This window comes from Methanosarcina sp. KYL-1 (assembly GCF_024372725.1).
Lineage (GTDB): Archaea > Halobacteriota > Methanosarcinia > Methanosarcinales > Methanosarcinaceae > Methanosarcina.
The window spans coordinates 345,776-362,350 of the sequence record NZ_VOUA01000001.1 but is presented as its reverse complement, the minus strand read 5'-3'; the positions used below and the strand labels follow the sequence as shown (position 1 = coordinate 362,350).

The 16,575-nt window shown below is 45.3% G+C and carries 16 protein-coding genes; 10 read left to right on the top strand and 6 right to left on the bottom strand.

Annotation, left to right across the window (positions count from 1 at the left end; genetic code table 11):
- Positions 1-68 precede the first annotated feature (68 nt).
- Positions 69-455: a carboxymuconolactone decarboxylase family protein gene (locus FTO70_RS01720; RefSeq protein WP_255333963.1), complete on the bottom strand. Its 387-nt coding sequence runs from the start codon at positions 453-455 to the stop codon at positions 69-71.
- Positions 456-759: 304 nt separating this feature from the next.
- Here FTO70_RS01720 and FTO70_RS01715 point away from each other — a divergent pair, with 304 nt between their 5' ends.
- On the top strand, positions 760-1,080 hold the full coding sequence (locus FTO70_RS01715) for a hypothetical protein (RefSeq protein ID WP_255333962.1): 321 nt from the start codon (positions 760-762) through the stop codon (positions 1,078-1,080).
- Between the two features lie 140 nt (positions 1,081-1,220).
- Entirely contained in the window at positions 1,221-1,580 is a 360-nt protein-coding gene (locus tag FTO70_RS01710; RefSeq protein WP_255333961.1) for a helix-turn-helix transcriptional regulator, read from the top strand.
- Between the two features lie 43 nt (positions 1,581-1,623).
- On the opposite strand, the gene FTO70_RS01705 is transcribed toward FTO70_RS01710, so the two are convergent.
- Positions 1,624-1,965 carry a carboxymuconolactone decarboxylase family protein gene (locus FTO70_RS01705; protein ID WP_255333960.1) on the bottom strand — a complete coding sequence of 114 codons (342 nt, stop codon included), beginning with the start codon at positions 1,963-1,965 and terminating at the stop codon, positions 1,624-1,626.
- Between the two features lie 211 nt (positions 1,966-2,176).
- Positions 2,177-2,329, bottom strand: a complete 153-nt coding sequence (locus FTO70_RS01700; RefSeq protein WP_255333959.1) for a hypothetical protein — start codon at positions 2,327-2,329, stop codon at positions 2,177-2,179.
- A gap of 268 nt (positions 2,330-2,597) precedes the next feature.
- Here FTO70_RS01700 and FTO70_RS01695 point away from each other — a divergent pair, with 268 nt between their 5' ends.
- Positions 2,598-2,906, top strand: a complete 309-nt coding sequence (locus FTO70_RS01695; protein WP_255333958.1) for a 4Fe-4S binding protein — start codon at positions 2,598-2,600, stop codon at positions 2,904-2,906.
- Positions 2,907-2,995: 89 nt separating this feature from the next.
- Here FTO70_RS01695 and FTO70_RS01690 read toward each other — a convergent pair whose 3' ends face one another.
- Positions 2,996-3,538 (bottom strand): GNAT family N-acetyltransferase, encoded by a 543-nt coding sequence (locus tag FTO70_RS01690; RefSeq protein ID WP_255333957.1) that lies wholly within the window; start codon positions 3,536-3,538, stop codon positions 2,996-2,998.
- A gap of 341 nt (positions 3,539-3,879) precedes the next feature.
- On the opposite strand from FTO70_RS01690, the gene FTO70_RS01685 reads away from it, so the two are divergent.
- The 5 genes from FTO70_RS01685 to FTO70_RS01665 all read left to right on the top strand — a co-directional run bounded on the left by FTO70_RS01685 (position 3,880) and on the right by FTO70_RS01665 (position 10,718).
- Positions 3,880-4,677: a DUF1638 domain-containing protein gene (locus FTO70_RS01685; RefSeq protein WP_255333956.1), complete on the top strand. Its 798-nt coding sequence runs from the start codon at positions 3,880-3,882 to the stop codon at positions 4,675-4,677.
- A gap of 154 nt (positions 4,678-4,831) precedes the next feature.
- Entirely contained in the window at positions 4,832-5,260 is a 429-nt protein-coding gene (locus FTO70_RS01680; protein WP_255333955.1) for a hypothetical protein, read from the top strand.
- A 457-nt stretch (positions 5,261-5,717) separates the two neighbouring features.
- The gene (locus tag FTO70_RS01675) at positions 5,718-7,640 is read left to right on the top strand and encodes a hydantoinase/oxoprolinase family protein (RefSeq protein ID WP_255333954.1); all 1,923 of its coding nucleotides are present in this window, start codon (positions 5,718-5,720) and stop codon (positions 7,638-7,640) included.
- Positions 7,641-8,081: 441 nt separating this feature from the next.
- A complete protein-coding gene (locus FTO70_RS01670; protein WP_255333953.1) occupies positions 8,082-8,231 on the top strand; it encodes a hypothetical protein in 150 nt (49 codons plus the stop codon).
- Between the two features lie 738 nt (positions 8,232-8,969).
- A complete protein-coding gene (locus tag FTO70_RS01665) occupies positions 8,970-10,718 on the top strand; it encodes a DEAD/DEAH box helicase (protein WP_255333952.1) in 1,749 nt (582 codons plus the stop codon).
- Between the two features lie 181 nt (positions 10,719-10,899).
- Here FTO70_RS01665 and FTO70_RS01660 read toward each other — a convergent pair whose 3' ends face one another.
- The gene (locus FTO70_RS01660) at positions 10,900-11,601 is read right to left on the bottom strand and encodes a class I SAM-dependent methyltransferase (protein WP_255333951.1); all 702 of its coding nucleotides are present in this window, start codon (positions 11,599-11,601) and stop codon (positions 10,900-10,902) included.
- A gap of 348 nt (positions 11,602-11,949) precedes the next feature.
- Here FTO70_RS01660 and FTO70_RS01655 point away from each other — a divergent pair, with 348 nt between their 5' ends.
- Positions 11,950-13,881, top strand: a complete 1,932-nt coding sequence (locus FTO70_RS01655; protein WP_255333950.1) for a hydantoinase/oxoprolinase family protein — start codon at positions 11,950-11,952, stop codon at positions 13,879-13,881.
- Between the two features lie 262 nt (positions 13,882-14,143).
- Here the strand turns inward: FTO70_RS01655 and FTO70_RS01650 are convergent, their stop codons facing one another.
- A complete protein-coding gene (locus FTO70_RS01650) occupies positions 14,144-15,499 on the bottom strand; it encodes a monomethylamine:corrinoid methyltransferase (protein ID WP_255333949.1) in 1,356 nt (451 codons plus the stop codon).
- A 408-nt stretch (positions 15,500-15,907) separates the two neighbouring features.
- Here FTO70_RS01650 and FTO70_RS01645 point away from each other — a divergent pair, with 408 nt between their 5' ends.
- Positions 15,908-16,552, top strand: a complete 645-nt coding sequence (locus tag FTO70_RS01645; protein ID WP_255333948.1) for a B12-binding domain-containing protein — start codon at positions 15,908-15,910, stop codon at positions 16,550-16,552.
- Positions 16,553-16,575 lie beyond the last annotated feature (23 nt).

Genomic DNA, 16,575 nt, shown 5'->3' with positions numbered 1-16,575 from the left:
AAAGGAAAGCAAAAAAGGAAGCTGGAAAAAAGAAAAAAGGATACTGGGCAGAAAACTTCAATTCTTCCTTAGTTTCCGCAACAGCACCCATTCCCTTCTCCCGGTTTTTCAGGACTTTCGGAACAGTTAGGTTCTGTGGGTTCTTCGGGCTTTTTGTCTTCAAAGATAAGTTCGTACACGTTTTTGTCATAAATGTTCGTCCAGCCTAGCTGGGAACCGGCGGAAATAAACATGGCAACGGCAATCGCCTCGGCAATCTCCTTTTTGCTTGCTCCGTGGGCAAGGGCTCTCTGGGAGTGGACATCAGTACAGAACTGGCAGCGCATGAGGACAGAAGAAGCGACGGCGATAAGTTCCTTTGTCTTGCGGTCAAGCTCTCCACCCTGGAAAATGGAATCCCTCATCTTTCCGAAAGCTTCAGCAGTATCAGGCAGTAATTCGTTCATAAAGGACATCTTAATTCCTCCAGCTTAGTCAAGGATTTGAATTTATAAAATACGGAAAGCCAAATATCAACAAAAATTGATGTACTCCACTGACTTGATATACCTTTTATCAAATACACTGGATTGGTTAACCGATGTGTATTTTCTTGACACGTCATTGTTATTCAGATTAAGCCTGCTTCAGAAAATGAAGAAAATGATAAAAAATAGAAAAAGCAAGTATAACAGGCATAGAAAGAAGTTAACCAGAAGTTAACCGAGAAGAGAAATCATAAAAACATCACATAACCCAAAAACATTCCAAGGTGACAGTTTGACAGAAATTACCGTAAATTCCACTCTCTGCGGTTTTGTCCACAAAGTCCGTGGAAACATGAAAGGCGGAAAAATCATAGTGGACATTGAAACCCCCTGCGAAAAAATAAAGAAATTTTCCCACATGGAAATTCCCATGATGGAAACAATGGACATCAAGGACAATTATGTTATTGACCGGGCAAAGGAAGCCCAGTGTTCCTCAAACTGCCTGGTACCCTGTGCAGTGCTAAACCTCTGCAAGCTTGAAAGCGGCTTCCTGGCAAAATCCCTCGCAAAAAAGGCAGGCAGCATCAGTATCGAGTTTGATGAAGTTTGATGAAGTTTAATGAAGTATAAGAAAAGAAAAATCTACCTCCTTTAGAAAAGAAAAATCTGCCTCCTTTTTAATTTTTTAAATATAGGCCCCTTTATAGTGAAGTGAAAAACCTTATTTAGAAAGCTTAACTTCTTTTCTTTATGAGTTACTGCTGCCCTGCGGACCCCGGAATAAAAAAAGAATGGGAAGAAAAGATGCTCGAAGAAGTCGATTTCCTTGAGAACGACATAAAAAAAGCGAGCGAGGTATTCAGCGCTCTCGGGCACCCGATAAGGTTGAAAATCGCATACTTCCTTTCCCAAAGAGACCACTGCGTCTGCGAACTGATATTCAAATTGAATGAGAGGCAGAACCTGGTCTCACACCACCTTACAATTATGAAAAACTGCGGGATCATCGAACCCTACAACAGCTCAAAATGGCGCTTTTACAGGCTTAACCCGGAATTTGGGAATATTTTGAAGACTGTAAAGCAAATGCAGGACAAAAAATCGGAATAAACTCAAAGAAAGAAAAAAAATCAAATAAGTGGAAGGGAAGGTTTCAGTCATCACAGCAACAGCAGCAGTCCTCTTCTTCCTTATCCTTTTCAAAAATTTTATCGTATACGTTTTCCCCGTATATGTTCGTCCACCCGACCTGCGACCCGGCAGCCACAAACATGGCAACTGAAATGGCTTCTGCGATCTCTCCCTTCGTAGCCCCTGCAGCAACAGCCCGCTGGGAGTGCACGTCAACGCAAAACTGGCAGCGCATGAGGACCGCGGAAGCAACGGCGATCAGCTCTTTTGTCTTAATGTCGAGGAAACCGTCCTTAAAAATAGAGTTCCTCATCTGTCCAAAAGCTTCCGCTGTTTCAGGCAACATTTCATTCAAAAATGACATAATATTATCCTCCGGTTTAGACAAATATATTAGTACAAATTATACTTTAATTAGTACAAATTATACTTTAAAACCTTTTCAATTTGAAGCTAATTTTATGAAGTTGAGTTATTGATGTTGAATTTCTTGATGTTGAATTTCTTGATGTTGAATTTCTTGATGTTGAATAATTAGTATGAAAACCACCAGGCTCAGGCAATACTCTTGAGTTTCAGCGTCCCGGCTTTCTGCATAAGGTGTTATTCCAGCGCATGCCGCTATCCCGGGATTCCGGCTTATGCGTGTACAAAAGGTCTTCGTCATCGGTTTCTGTACCTGTATCAGGATTTTCTTCTTCCTGAACCGCTTCCTTTTCATCTTCCATTTCTCATCCTCCTTCAACCATTGAATTTCTCGAAAAACCCTTAATAACCCTTAATGAATATTGGGAAAAACAAATCTTAAAACCATGAGCCTATTATCAAAGAAAATTGATATGAAAAAACTGACATGAGAAGAAAAGAACTGAAATAAGGAAAAAAGTACTGATGTAAGGATGGTTCTTCAATGATGAGGAATCAATACAGCAAAAACAGTATTTCTAATGGTGAATTATGGTTGTTATTATGGTTATTAGTCCGGAGGTAACTGATATGAAAACGCTTTCTACCCCAACCTGCTCCTGCTGCAGCGGAATGGACAAAAACAAAAAATACGTGACCGGCATCCGGAAAGATGGCAGTGAATGGATTCCCGCCTTCATCGAATACGTTGACCGTGAAAAGTGCACTGGCTGCGGGAAGTGCGTCCGTGTGTGTTCCGAAGGGGTATACGAACTGCAGGAAATCGAAGGAAAAAGAGTTGCCGTGCCTGTAAATGACGGAAGGTGCGTGGGAGACGGGGCCTGCCACAAAGTCTGCAAACCCGGAGCCATGGTCTGCAAACCGAAAACCGTTGAATAAGCAGCCGGAAAAGCCAGCCTTAATTTATCCCCAAAAACCCGTACTTGCTTCACTCCCGCATCCTCCCGGAACCGGGGGCTTCAAGCCTGCTACCCCGGCCCTTGCCCCGGCCCCTGCCGGACCCAGCCCATGGGGATGTCGGCTTCCAGCTTTCCTGTTTTGCCGCAAATCCTGTTTTCAAGCCGGCCCTCGGCCTTAAAACCGAACTTTTTGTAAAACCTGATGGCCTTTTCGTTGCTTTCCCTGGCAATAAGTTCCACCCTGACGATTTCCGGGTGCCTGGATTCGATTTCTTCCATCAGGGTGGCAAAGAGCAGTTTTCCGACTCCTTTTTCCTGGTGGTCCGGATGCACAACGATGGTCAGGTCGCCAAAAACGTGGGCAAAGACCTTTATCCCGGGTGTATAGGTGTGGACCTCTGCGATGATTTCTTCAGGGTCCAGGGGGTTTTCAACTGCCAGAATAACGCCGGCCCCAAGGCTTTTTTCTATAAAGTTCCGGACGTAATCCCAGGTAACTTCATCGGCTTCCCTTGCAATCCCGCCGGAAAGGGCTGCAACTGTCCTGTAAAGAGCCTTAATTTTGTGCAGGTCCGAAAGATTGGCTTTTCTGACACTGTAGCGTGTTTCCATCATATCCTGTTCCTGAAACTTACTAAATTATCAACTTACTAAATAATCCGAATCCAGAAGTTTATTGAAAATTTCTCCCAACAGGTATCAAATCTCCAATAGTATCAAATCTCCAATATATACATTTTAGGAAAGTAAGAAAAAACCTGAAGGGGCAGGTAAAAAGAAAAAACGCATCACGAAGAATTTTGAAAGCAGGAACTTAAGGGAATTTAAGGAAGAGAAGAAAGAGAAGAAGGAGAAGAAGAAGGAAGAGAAGAAGGAGAAGAAGAACCAATATATGAATCCGGATATATATTAGTAATCTGATCCAAAAAGCCTGAAAAAAAGGACGATTCACCATGCCAGTAATGACAATCATCGGATGCCGGATTTTTGAGGACGAGGTCGTGTACCTGATAGAAAAGGGGCCCGAACTGGAAGAGGTTATTGTCCTCGAAAACGAAAACAATGAAGGACTTGTCAGGAAACTGAAAGAAATAGGCTATCCTTACAGGGTCCTGCCTCTGGAAAAAATCCCGAAAAAATCCGAAAGGGAAAAGAGCAGCGGTTTCACCCTTATTGTGGACCTGCTCGAATTTGCCCTGGACGGGTTTCCCGATAGGCTCAGAGAAGCGGTCTACGAGAGTGTGGAGGAGATAAGGGAATATTCCGACGGGGCCTTCGTACTCTACGGGCTCTGCGGAAACGTGCTGGGAAGTATTGAAAAGGACTTTGAGGCCTCAGGCTTTCCGGTTTTTATCCTGGCAGAAAAGGGAGGGGGAATTGTAGACGACTGCGTAGGAGCCGTACTCGGAGGCAGGGGGGCTTTCCTTTCAAAACTGCAGGCTGAAGGTACGGGCACATATTTCCTGACCCCGGTTGGGGCAGTATACTGGAAAGAGATGCTGGTCGCATCCAGGGTTACCCCTGACCCTGAAAACGTAGAAATGACAAAGATGGTCTTTGATTATTCAGGATACAAAAACGTTGCAAAGGTGGATACGGGGCTTCACTATGAAAAAGAGTTTGAGGCAAAGGTCCGGGAATTTGCAGACCTCTTTGGTTTTGAAATAGTGGAGATGAAAGGCAGCCCGGAACTTATCGAAAACTGTTATAAGAGGGCAAGGGAAGAAATCCTCAGAAGAAAAAAAGAATGAAAACTTAACCGACTCCGGAAAAAACGTAAGGTGCAACCGGAAAACATAGTTAAATTTTTATTCAATCCGTCCCAGACTGTTAAGACTGTTAAGGCTGTCAAGACTGTTAATATTGTGAGAAGGCGAAAGGAAAAATTAGCAGGAGATACCGGCAATGGATACCACCCCTTTTTTCAATCCCGGCCCCCAGACAAATTACGATAAGCAGTGGGCTTTTGAAGTAGCCTACTTCATCCAGCACATAGGAGCCGTCCTCCGGGACATCGGCGATTCCCTCAATACAAGGGACTATGTGGAAGCCCGGTTCCAGGCCTCGGAAATAAAACAGAGGGCAGAATACGAAAAAACCCTCCAGCCGGACTTCAGGACCTCTGACTACTTTATGAAATCCCGCAGGCTCTTTAACAGCTTCCTGGACGAATGCGTAAACTTTGCCGAACTTTTGAGGGTCACCACCATTCAAGAAGAAACCGGGTGCGAAGAACTCCTCGACAAGCCTGAACAGATAAAGAATTCGGTAGACAGGCTGAACCTCTTAAAAGAAATGCTTACTGACGAGCTCCACCTCCAGGGCTGGTTTTGAAGCCTGAACCCCCATCCTTGATTCCTTTCCATATTCCTTTCCATATTCCTTTCCTTCAATTCTTCATTAATTCTACTTTTAGTGTCTCTTATTATCGGTTGATGTTATTCCCAATTCAACTTTTATTCTAACCCGTTTTTTTCAGTCCTTTTCAGCCCATTTTTTTCTGGCAGTCTTTAACCTTAAGTGCAAAAAATTAACAGAAAGAACTGGCAGAAGATTTTCCATGAGAAAGGTGGAGAATGGAGTATTAATCGGGCACGACTGCACGAGCTTAATAGAAAATTATTTAAGCGTAACTTAACGGATAAAAGTAAAAAGTTGGCAATTGATAATGAATTTTTAAAGTTAACAGTGAATAAAGAAATTGGAAAAGTATTTAAAAGAATTGGGATATCTAACCTGCAATACGCGAATACCAGTAAATGCCAGTAAAAACTAAAAAGGAGTTAGAAAAATGCACTACAGCCTTGGTATTGATGCAGGAGGTACCTACACCGACGCCGTAATTGTCAGGAACAGGGATGACACCGTCATCGCGGTAAGCAAGGCGCTTACGACATACCCTGACCCGCTCGAAGGCATTAAAAACGCAATTGACGGGCTGGACAAAGAGTACATAAAAAACGTAAAAGTCGTATCGGTTTCTACCACCCTTTCCACCAACACGATCCTGGAAGGGACAGGCTTCCCGGTAGGGCTGATCCTTGTCGGGAACTATGACCTCACAAAAGAACTTCCGACCCCCCACTATATTCAGGTAAACGGTGGGCACGGGTACAACGGGGCAGAGGCCGCTCCCCTTGACCTTGAAGCTGTGAAGAAATTCGCCCTGGAAGTTAAAGAAAAGGTATCGGCATTTGCGGTTTCGTCCTATTTCAGCATAAGAAACCCCGAACACGAAATTGCCGTAAAGAAAGCCGTTTTTGAACTTACCGGCCTGCCCGTGGTCTGTGCCCACGAACTCTCCCAGGACCTGGGAGCCTTCGAAAGGGCTGTAACTGCTTTTTTTAACGCCCAGTTAATCCCGATTTCCGAGAAATTCATGCAGACCGTGGTAAAAGAAATAGAAAGCCGCGGGATGGAGGCAAAAGTCCTGATGCTCAAATGCGACGGGTCCGTCGTGGGAATCAAAAAGGCCCTGGAAAAACCCATCGAGTCCATCTTTTCGGGCCCTGCGGGAAGCCTGGTGGGAGCCGCTTTCCTGAGCGGAAAGGATACCTGCGCCATGATCGACGTGGGAGGTACGAGCACGGACATTTCCATGATCAAAAACGGGGTCCCTGAGATGAGCGAAGCCGGAGCCGTAGTTGGAGGCTGGACGACCCGGGTCAGGGCGATAAAAATGGAGACCTCGGCAATGGGGGGAGACAGCCACGTCTGGGTCAAAGAAAAAAAGATTACCATCGGACCCCACCGGGTAATTCCGCTCTGCAGGGCGGCTTCACTTTACCTGGGTTTCCTGCAGCAGTTGAAAGTAAACCCCATGCCCTCGAAAATAATCATGGGGATCAATTTCCAGCCCACAAAGTTCTACATCAGGACAGGGTACAGGCCAATAGAGATCAGCAAAGGGGAAAAGGAAGTCCTGGATGCGGTAAGCGAAACGCCTACATCCGTTTCCGAGATGTACACCCGCCTTGGAAAGTATCCTGCATCCTACCAGCTGGACTCCCTGCTCCAGAAGCGCCTGATCCAGGCAGTCGGGTTTACCCCTACTGACGCCCTCCACGTGCTCGGGGACTATACAGAATGGGAAACTGAGGCTTCGGAAATAGGAGCAGCGATGCTCGGGTCCCTTGTGGGGATGGAAAAAGAGGAATTTGCCAGGCATATAAAGAAAGAGTTTGCCAGAAACATGGCCTCGGGACTCATATCGTTCTTCCTGGATGGAGTCGATAAAACCGAGGTCAGGAAAATCTTTGACCTCGAATCTCCCGCAAAATTCAAAGTGGAAGTCCCGGTGGTCCTTATCGGGGGCCCGGTTGTCGCCTATCAGGAAGAGTTGAAGAATATCCTTGATGCGGAAATCGTAGTCCCGAAACATGCGGAAGCAGGAAACGCAGCCGGAGCCCTTGCCGCAAAAGGAGTACGCAGAGCCGAAATCCTGATAAGGCCTGTATCCATGGCAGCTCCTGACCTGGAATTCTTCGTCTTTTCGGAGAGGGGAAGGGAAAGGTTCGGACATTACGGAGAAGCCCTTGACCATGCTCACAGCCTGGGAGAAAAATTGATAATGGACTACATGGCCGACTCGGGCCTTGACCCCGGCAAGATCCGGATCGAAATAGACAAAAGAGAAATCGTGCCTGATGGCTGGAAAAACCCCATGGAGACAAAACTGGTCTTCCTGGGCACCGGAAACTACGCAAGCGCGTGAATGCATAATAGGACTTACGCGGTTGAGCTGAGAAATCAATAGAATTAAACCTTAAACTGTCTAAATCTTAAATTTAACCACAACGTCTATTGTACTTTATTATGTATCTCAAGTGCGTAAGTCCTGCATAAAAACGGAAATATGCAAGTTCTAGATAGTCCACGAGGACGTAAATGTGCAAGCGCATAAAAACAGCATTATTTTCCGGCATCAATGAAGGAATTATTGATATACGATTAAACTCTTTTTTGACCAGTACTTAGATATTAATTTTTTATTATTTTCACACATCCATAAGAATTTAAATATAAAATAATTATACAAAAAACGAATATAAGAGGCATATTTCTGCCTTGAATAGTTTTAGAAAAAACGACCATAAAGGAAAAAATCCAGAAGATCCGCGAAAAAGAATTTATACCAATAAGACTATTTTGATATATGAATAACTATACATTAATTATACTCACTTTTGTTTTTACCCTCTTAGCAATGATTTCAAATGAATTCATGCCTGAACTGGCAGGGGCATTTATTGCGGCCATTTTATTCCTGCTCATGCATTCGATAAGTGAATTAAGAACAGAATAACGCTCAAGAGCACCTGATATCCCGAATGTGCCCGAGGACAGGGAAATTATTCGCATCAGATTCTGCAGAGAGGGGCCTGCAGCAGGGCTTTAAGGCTTTTTTGCACAGGAATTGGCCGTACGGACAAATAATTCCTTCTGTAAAGTATTCTGTAAAGAAACTTTACTGCCCATGGATTCCCGGGTTTCCGGGCCTCCGGATATTCGGGCAAAAAGCCGTGACAGGGATCAGGCCAGATATAGAGAAAGGTTATATACAGGAACTCCATGTAATGCATTGTTTATGCTTGATTCGGGATTCCCGTACCTGTCTGCATCCAGGGGAAGATGTCAAAAGCTATAGTCGGAACTTATCCAAGAAAACCGTATTTTAACTGTTTAAGTTTTGTTTATACTAAAAAATTGACTTTCCTGGTTTTCAACCACCTTTCATCGTACGTTTATATTTAAACGTATACGGCTGTTTCAGAAGGCTTCCTGCCTTTTAAGCTTTTGATGGAGTTCATGCCGCCCGGCTTTGAACAAAACGAAAGAAAACCATCAAAAGCCCTTGCTGACCTGCAGAGATGAAACCGGCGGTTCTAACTGTTACGGGAACTGGCCTGCCGTATGGTTAGACTGTAAGCTGTGCACAAGAGACCGCACAGCCAGAAAAACCGCAATTAAGAAAATATGTAACAGGCAAGATCTGCAATCAGCAAAATAAGCAAGCAAAAATGGTCAATTCTAGAGTGAGTACATGGAAAAATTAGCAAAATTCAAGGAACTTGGGCTTTCGGACAGCACATTGAAAGCCATGAAAAAGAAAGGGTTTGAAGAACCAACCCCAATTCAGGAAAAAGTCATCCCCCTCTTTTTGAAAGGAGAATGTGACATTATCGGGCAGGCCCAGACAGGGACCGGAAAAACCGTAGCTTTCGGTGTCCCGATTATTGAAAGAATACCTGAAAAGTCAGGAAAGGTCCAGGCAATAATCCTTACCCCGACCCGGGAACTGGCAATCCAGGTCTCAGAAGAGCTCAACTCCCTGAAAGGGGACAAAAAGCTGCACATCACCCCTATCTATGGGGGACAGTCCATGACCCAGCAGCTAAGGACACTGAAAAGCGGAGTGGACATCGTTGTAGGGACCCCCGGCAGGGTCATCGACCACATCAACAGAAAGAGCCTGAACCTCGACAGCATTTCTTACTTCGTGCTTGACGAAGCCGACGAAATGCTTAACATGGGCTTTATTGACGACATAAAGGAGATCCTGAAGGCAACAGGCCCTGAAAAAAGGATGCTCTGTTTCTCTGCAACAATGCCAAAACCAATCCTTGGCATTGTCAAGAAGTACATGCAAAACTACGAGCATGTCTCAATCGAAAAAGAAGAACTTGTCGCAAACCTGACCGAACAGATCTATTTCGAGGTCAAGGAACACGATAAGTTTGAAGCCCTCTGCAGGATTATCGACATTGAAGACGAATTCTACGGGCTTGTCTTCTGCCGGACAAAAACAGATACCAGCCAGCTTGCCCAGAAGCTCAGCGACCGTGGCTATTCGGCTGATGCCCTGCACGGGGACATCTCCCAGCAAGAAAGGGAAAAAATCCTGAACAGGTTCAGGAAGCAGAAGTTAAATATCCTGGTCGCAACCGACGTTGCAGCCAGAGGCATTGACATCCTTGACCTGACCCACGTCATCAACTATTCCCTGCCCCAGGACCCTGAGTCCTACGTGCACAGGATAGGAAGGACAGGAAGGGCCGGAAAACAGGGGACTGCAATAACCTTTGTAACGTCTACGGAATACAGGCGCCTCACCTATATCAAAAAGACTTCAAAGTCCGAGATGAAAAAAGGCCGTCTGCCTGAAATAAAAGACGTGATAAAGGCCAAGAAAACAAGAGTAAAAACCGAGCTCGAAGCCACCATAGTGTCCGAAGACTACGGGGACTGCCTTGAGATGAGCGAAAAGCTCCTGGAAGAGTACCCTGCAGAGAAAATCCTGGCCGCCCTTTTGAAGTACACCTTCAAGGAGAAGTTTGACGAAAGCGTTTATTCGGAGATTTCCGGCAGCTCATATGTCGATAAGAAAGGCAAAGCCAGGCTATTCATAGCTATGGGAAAAGCTGACGGCATGACCCCCGAGAAACTCTGCGAATTCATACAGCAGGAAACCGGAGACATGGAGGCAGGAATCAAAGATGTTGAGATCTTCCCCCACTTTTCCTTCGTAACCGTGCCCTTTGAACAGGCTGAAGCCCTGCTTGAAATCTTCAAAAACAAGAGAAGAGGGAAAAAACCCTTTGTTGAACTTGCCCAGAAATCCAGGGGAAGAAGCTCAAAGAATGCCGGTGACTCCCGCAGTGACTCTCGCGGGGACTCCCGCGGCACAAATAATACGAGAAATGCAGGAAGTTCAAGAAATTATAACGGAAGTTCGAGAGGTTCCAACGGAAGTTCGAGAAATTCAAGAAGTTCAAGAACTCCGAAAAACTAAGATTTTTCGTATTACTTAAATTCTTTTTTTCAGGATTCCTGAGGCTGCAAAGCTTCAGGAACTCCGACAAATTTTCAGGACATATATTTTACTTGATCTTATTTTAACCGGGTTCTTATTAACTTCGGATATTCGAAGCGACAGCATAAATGGATGATACTCTGCAAAACAGTTGAATGAATTATTTAATGCAGTAAAAACCAGCCTGCATGTAAGAGTACCAGAACAACTCCACGATCTTGAATCCTGTTTCTCTTAACAGTTCCAGATGTTCTTCGACAGTTAGGGGGAAATACTCAGTATCAAAGCGCTCAAGATGTTTTCCGACTTCTTCCTCGCTCCTGCCGCGGGTTAACTGAAAGTTGCCCCAGTATCGTTTTCCTATTGTTATGCCCTCTTCCGTTAGCGGCCTGATGTTTTCGAAGGTGATGTAAGCTCCACCTTCTTTTAGCAGCTTATAACACACCCTGGTGGCTTCGGCCCTGCCTTCGCGGCTAAGGTAGTGGTGGCACTGTATAGCAGTGATAACGTCCGGTTGTTCCTCTAATTTTTGAGAGAATTCCTGTGTGGGGGAAGCTCTCAGAAATTCCAGCCTTTCGGCAGGGCAGGACGTTAGTTTTTCCCTTGCCTGATTTAGCATGCCTTCCGAAGGGTCAAGTAAAAGGAATTTTGTATCGGGAAAGTCCCCAATTGCCTTATTGACCAGGGACCCTGTTCCGCATCCGGCATCCATCCATACCTTCGGGATGGACGGCAGCGATTTGACGAAATTGAGGGTTTCCTGATGAAAAGATGAGTAGTAAGGAAGAACATCGGAGATCAGGGCATCGTAATCCTCGGGAAGATGAGAAGTAGCGTTTTGGGCAGGTTTTGCAGGAGCCATAGCAGCAGAGTCCTCTGAAATTCACTATCTAATTGAGAATTATTTCCCTGTTTTCCAGAAATAAAGTTATTAATAGTTTTCCTTAAAGAGATCCGATTTTTCATCTAAATGAATTTTACCGGGCAATCCGGTTTCAAACCCGGATTTACTTGAATTTCACAGGAGAGATATAAAAAATCGCTTCCGATCTCTGGATTTAATGTTCACAGTGATAAGCAATTCCTTTTATCTGATGTTCGGCATACCTAACCCATAATCAGTTTTAAAATAGCCAGGTTATTGCACAGAAGTACCAAATTGCAATAAACCCAAAAACAAAAACAAATATACAAAGGAGTCATTTTCATCATGCATTACAGCCTCGGGATTGATGCAGGCGGAACTTACACGGATGCAGTGCTCATAAGAGACTCTGACGGCGCCATTATAGCTTCAAACAAAGCGCTTACTACCTACCCTGACCCCCTGACCGGCATTAAAAACGTGCTTAACGGCCTGGAACCTGAACATCTCGAAAATGTAAAACTGGTCTCGGTTTCAACTACTCTTTCTACCAATACGATCCTGGAGGGTACGGGGTTCCCAGTTGCCCTGATCCTTATAGGAGACCACCCCCTTGAAAAGGAACTGCCCACAAAACATGTCCTTTTTGCCGCAGGCGGACACAACCATAACGGGGAAGAAAACGTACCCCTGGACCTCGAGGCCATTGAGAAATTTGCCCTGAAGGTAAAGGGCAAGGTGTCTGCTTTTGCCATTTCTTCTTACTTCAGCACCCGGAACCCCGAACATGAACTGAAAGCAAGGGACCGGGTCCTTGAACTTACGGGCCTGCCTGCGGTCTGCGGGCACGAGCTCTCCCAGGAACTGGGAGCTTACGAAAGGGCAGTAACCGCTTTTCTAAACGCCCAGCTAATCCCCATAACCCGGCAGTTTGCGCAGTCAATCATTACCGACATAAAGGAAAGGGGCATCAATGCAAGGCTCCTCATGCTCAAATGCGACGGTTCCGTGGTTGGGATCAGGGATGCCCTGCAAAAGCCCATCGAGACCATTTTTTCCGGGCCTGCGGCAAGCCTTGTCGGGGCTTCCTACCTCTCGGGGCTTGAGACCTGCGCCGTTGTGGACGTGGGCGGGACAAGCACGGACATTTCCTCGATCTGCGGGGGCGTGCCCGACCTGAGCGATGAAGGCGCCGTTGTGGGCGGGTGGAAGACCCGCGTAAGGGCAATTAAAATGGAGACCACGGCGATGGGCGGGGACAGCCACGTCTGGACGATGAACAGAGAACTTTTCATCGGCCCGCGGAGAGTCATACCCCTTTCGGTGGCCGCGATGCAGTACCCCGATTTCCTGAACATGTTAAAAAGGACCCCCATGCCTGCCAGAGAAGATCTCTGTGAAAACGTCCAGCCCACAAAATTCTTCTTGCGGTCCGGCTACCCTGCAGGGGAACTGAGCGTTTCGGAAGCCGAAATCCTGAATGTACTCGGAGACGAACCCCTCTCCATCGACGAGATAGGAAAGCTTATCAAAAAAGACCCGATCCCCCAGACCCTTGACTCCCTTATAAAGAAGCGGCTTGTCCAGGCAATCGGCTTTACCCCTACCGATGCCCTGCATGTGCTTGGGGACTACACGGACTGGAACGAAGAAGCTTCCCGCATAGGGGCCGAACGCCTTTCAAGGCTCATGCGCATGACCCCCCACGAGTTCTGCACTGCCGTAAAAAAACAGGTTGCAATGAGCATGACCCTTCACCTGCTCTCCTATATCCTGGCAGGAGTCCCCGAAACAGCCGTTGAAAAAATCCTTGACGGAAACTACCCTGCAAAATTCAAACTGGGAATTCCCATAGTCCTGCTCGGAGGCCCTGTCCGGGCATACAGAGAGGAAATAAAAGAGCTCATAGATGCGGAAGTCCAGGTCCCCGAACACGCCGAGGTGGGAAACGCAGTAGGAGCCCTGGTGGGAAAAGGCATCAAAAGGGTTGAAATCCTGATCCGGCCCGAAAGCCTGATGTCTCCCGATAAGGGCTTTCTTGTCTTTTCCCCCACAGGCAGGCTGAAGTTCGAAATCTACACCGATGCCCTTGACACAGCCACAGCCCTCGGAAAAAAGCTTATTGGGGACTACATGAAAGACTGCGGCTTAAGCGGACCCCAGGTCGAGATTTCCATTGAGAAAAAAACGATCTCCCCCGACGGCTGGAACCACCCCCCAATGGAGACGAAACTGATGGTTATGGGCGTGGGGATAAGGGAAGCTAAAGAGGGGTAAATTTGCAATTTCCAGACGGGTATGCTCAAAATTGGAAAACGTAAGCTGATTTTAGAGAGTTTGGTTTATCAGGACAAACAGGTCATGCCTGATAAATCTTATTTTATCCAATGTCAGTTTATCCAATGTCAGGAATGGTTATTTAACTTTAGGATAAGAACCAGGAGGCAAAGAACCAACATTCAATAAATCCCAGTTCTTGATATACAAAGAGCCTGTTCACAAAACTGCAGAATGACGTTGATTTCAAGTTCTTAGAAGTTCACAGGCTTTCACTTATCAGTTCATATATATGTTCCATTGCCCTCTCGTATATGTCAAGATATTCTTCTGAAGGCTCAATTCTTGAGAGATCATAGCATTCATCAAACTTTTTTCCAAACTCAGGCTTTTTGTCCCGATACTCATTGAACAAAATAAGACATAGATCATTTGCATCCTTTAGAGAGAGGGATACCGAGAGTTCAGAAACCGCTGCCATGAAAAGAGCATCCAGACCCGCAGCATGGTTCAGTTCATTACCTGCATTTGAAACCGGGCCAGAGAGCGAATCGGCACCGCAAACAGTGCTCCCTATCGTCTGCACGGCAGTTTCGTACATCATTGACTCTGTACAGGGACCGGAAGAATTGTTGACCACAATGCCGTGAAGAAGATCAGAGTTCCTTGTAATTGCCATGGAAGTGATAAAGGAAGCCCACAACACTTCCAGAGACCTGGAAGCCGGACTTCGAAGATGGTTAGGATGAACAAAACTAAGGGGACAAGAGTAAAGGATTCTGCTTTTTAAGATCTCTGCAGTCATTTCAATTGCAAATTGTTCGGGAGTGGCACTTGTGATGCCACCCATCAATAACATGGAGGAGGACACATAGTACACCCCCACACCACGATAATGAATGACTCTCGCCATCTGATCAAGATCCGCTTTCAAATCGGGTTTCGGATACAACTCCTCCAGGTCCCCCCTACCCATAAACTGAGGGTCTGATATGGAAAGCGCGGTTCTAACATCATCAATAAAAGGAGGGCTTACGCAACAGATATCAGGGCGCCCTTCAACTCTGCAGGCTTCTTTGATCAACTTAACCGCCTTATGAGCCTCATACATGTTAAGCGGACTCTTCTTTAACCTGTAGCGTGGATATTCAGAACAATGATACGAAGCAGGTGCAACCGAATCAACCCGATTTATTTTTGCATAAGACCGGTGAACCGGAAGAAATAAATCATCAGTTATAGGAACTGCACAGGGCCCCCCGATAATCAACGGGGTCCGTTCATCAAGCACATTTCTGAACCTGACCTCTGTTGAATCTGCATTGCTCCCTATTCTAAAAGAAAATGGGGAGTTTCTGATGCACTGCCTCATTTCACTTTTGGAGAACTCAACCACTCTCTTTGTATCTGTGGAATAAACTCCAACTTCTTCCAGCAAGTTGAGAGCTGCACTGAAAACACGGTCTGCCAGTCTCATATCCACAGGTACCGGATATTCGGGATCAAAAGTAAGATCATGGGCTTCAACCAGTTCAAGGGAATTTCGGTAAATTAAACGCTCATGTTCACTTTCAGTTCTTTCTTTTCCATTCAGCATCTTGGAAATGAAATATTCCATTCAACGTCTTCCTTTATTTATCTTATATTAAGACATTAAAACTCTCATAACTGTCCGGATCATCTTGATTTTTACTTCAGGCAAAACCCTGAAAAAATATAGAGAGAACAGATTCCGAAGCTCCGCGGAAGGAGAAAAATGAATCCTATGTCCCCATGTGAAAGAACATATTATTTCTCGAAGGAGTATCAATTAAATTGAAATTTTCAGAGAGTTTCCCGTTCATCATGGTAGTTCACAATATTTGAGCATATAAATTCCGTAACCAAATAAGTAGTGAAACTAAATTATATATAAACATTTCGCATTGAATAGAAAATTATAAATAATATAACAAAAAAGTATTGATTGGTTGATAAAAACCCTAATATTTTACTGATAAAATAAATCAAATAAAAAGGTTGGAACATGGCAGAAGAAGAATTACTCAAATCAGTTTATGATTCACTTTTAGCAATAAACTCTGACAAAACAACCAGTGCCGTCAAAGAGTGCCTGAATAACAATATCAGCGCTTCAACGGTTATGAAGACTCTGGCAGATGCGATGATCGAAGTAGGAGAAAGGTTTAACCAGAGGAAATTTTTCCTGCCCCAGGTCGTACTTGCTGCCGGCATAATGGAAAAATCAAATAAGATGCTGATCGATGCTCTGGACGTATCCGAAGCTAAATGCGCTGGAAAAGTAATTATTGGTACGATCGAAGGAGACATCCATGATCTTGGAAAGAACATTGTCGCCGTCATGTTGAAAACTGCAGGGATGGAAGTTATCGACCTCGGAAAAGATGTCCCCGTAAAAAAGTATCTCGAAGCCGCAAAAGAAAATAAGGCAGACATTGTTGCGTGTTCCGCCCTTATGTCCACAACCATGCCATACCTGAGGGACGTAGTGGAACTTCGAAACAGCATGGGATGTGAGGAGCAGTTTAAGATCATGGTCGGAGGGGCTCCCGTAAGCCAGGGATATGCCGACCAGATAGGGGCCGATGCATATGCGGAAGACGCAATGGATGCTGTAAGAGTTGCACAAAAACTGATCGCTAAGGCGTAATCGAGAAGGAAGAAGGTGATAAC

What these genes read in the sequence shown, in the direction of transcription:
- FTO70_RS01710 (WP_255333961.1), top strand. Translation starts at nt 1,221, where the DNA reads ATGAGTTACTGCTGCCCTGCGGACCCCGGAATAAAAAAAGAATGGGAA.
- FTO70_RS01680 (WP_255333955.1), top strand. Translation starts at nt 4,832, where the DNA reads ATGGATACCACCCCTTTTTTCAATCCCGGCCCCCAGACAAATTACGAT.
- FTO70_RS01675 (WP_255333954.1), top strand. Translation starts at nt 5,718, where the DNA reads ATGCACTACAGCCTTGGTATTGATGCAGGAGGTACCTACACCGACGCC.
- FTO70_RS01700 (WP_255333959.1), bottom strand. Translation starts at nt 2,329, where the DNA reads ATGGAAGATGAAAAGGAAGCGGTTCAGGAAGAAGAAAATCCTGATACA.
- FTO70_RS01655 (WP_255333950.1), top strand. Translation starts at nt 11,950, where the DNA reads ATGCATTACAGCCTCGGGATTGATGCAGGCGGAACTTACACGGATGCA.
- FTO70_RS01665 (WP_255333952.1), top strand. Translation starts at nt 8,970, where the DNA reads ATGGAAAAATTAGCAAAATTCAAGGAACTTGGGCTTTCGGACAGCACA.
- FTO70_RS01685 (WP_255333956.1), top strand. Translation starts at nt 3,880, where the DNA reads ATGCCAGTAATGACAATCATCGGATGCCGGATTTTTGAGGACGAGGTC.
- FTO70_RS01705 (WP_255333960.1), bottom strand. Translation starts at nt 1,965, where the DNA reads ATGTCATTTTTGAATGAAATGTTGCCTGAAACAGCGGAAGCTTTTGGA.
- FTO70_RS01660 (WP_255333951.1), bottom strand. Translation starts at nt 11,601, where the DNA reads ATGGCTCCTGCAAAACCTGCCCAAAACGCTACTTCTCATCTTCCCGAG.
- FTO70_RS01720 (WP_255333963.1), bottom strand. Translation starts at nt 455, where the DNA reads ATGTCCTTTATGAACGAATTACTGCCTGATACTGCTGAAGCTTTCGGA.
- FTO70_RS01690 (WP_255333957.1), bottom strand. Translation starts at nt 3,538, where the DNA reads ATGGAAACACGCTACAGTGTCAGAAAAGCCAATCTTTCGGACCTGCAC.
- FTO70_RS01695 (WP_255333958.1), top strand. Translation starts at nt 2,598, where the DNA reads ATGAAAACGCTTTCTACCCCAACCTGCTCCTGCTGCAGCGGAATGGAC.
- FTO70_RS01670 (WP_255333953.1), top strand. Translation starts at nt 8,082, where the DNA reads ATGAATAACTATACATTAATTATACTCACTTTTGTTTTTACCCTCTTA.
- FTO70_RS01645 (WP_255333948.1), top strand. Translation starts at nt 15,908, where the DNA reads ATGGCAGAAGAAGAATTACTCAAATCAGTTTATGATTCACTTTTAGCA.
- FTO70_RS01650 (WP_255333949.1), bottom strand. Translation starts at nt 15,499, where the DNA reads ATGGAATATTTCATTTCCAAGATGCTGAATGGAAAAGAAAGAACTGAA.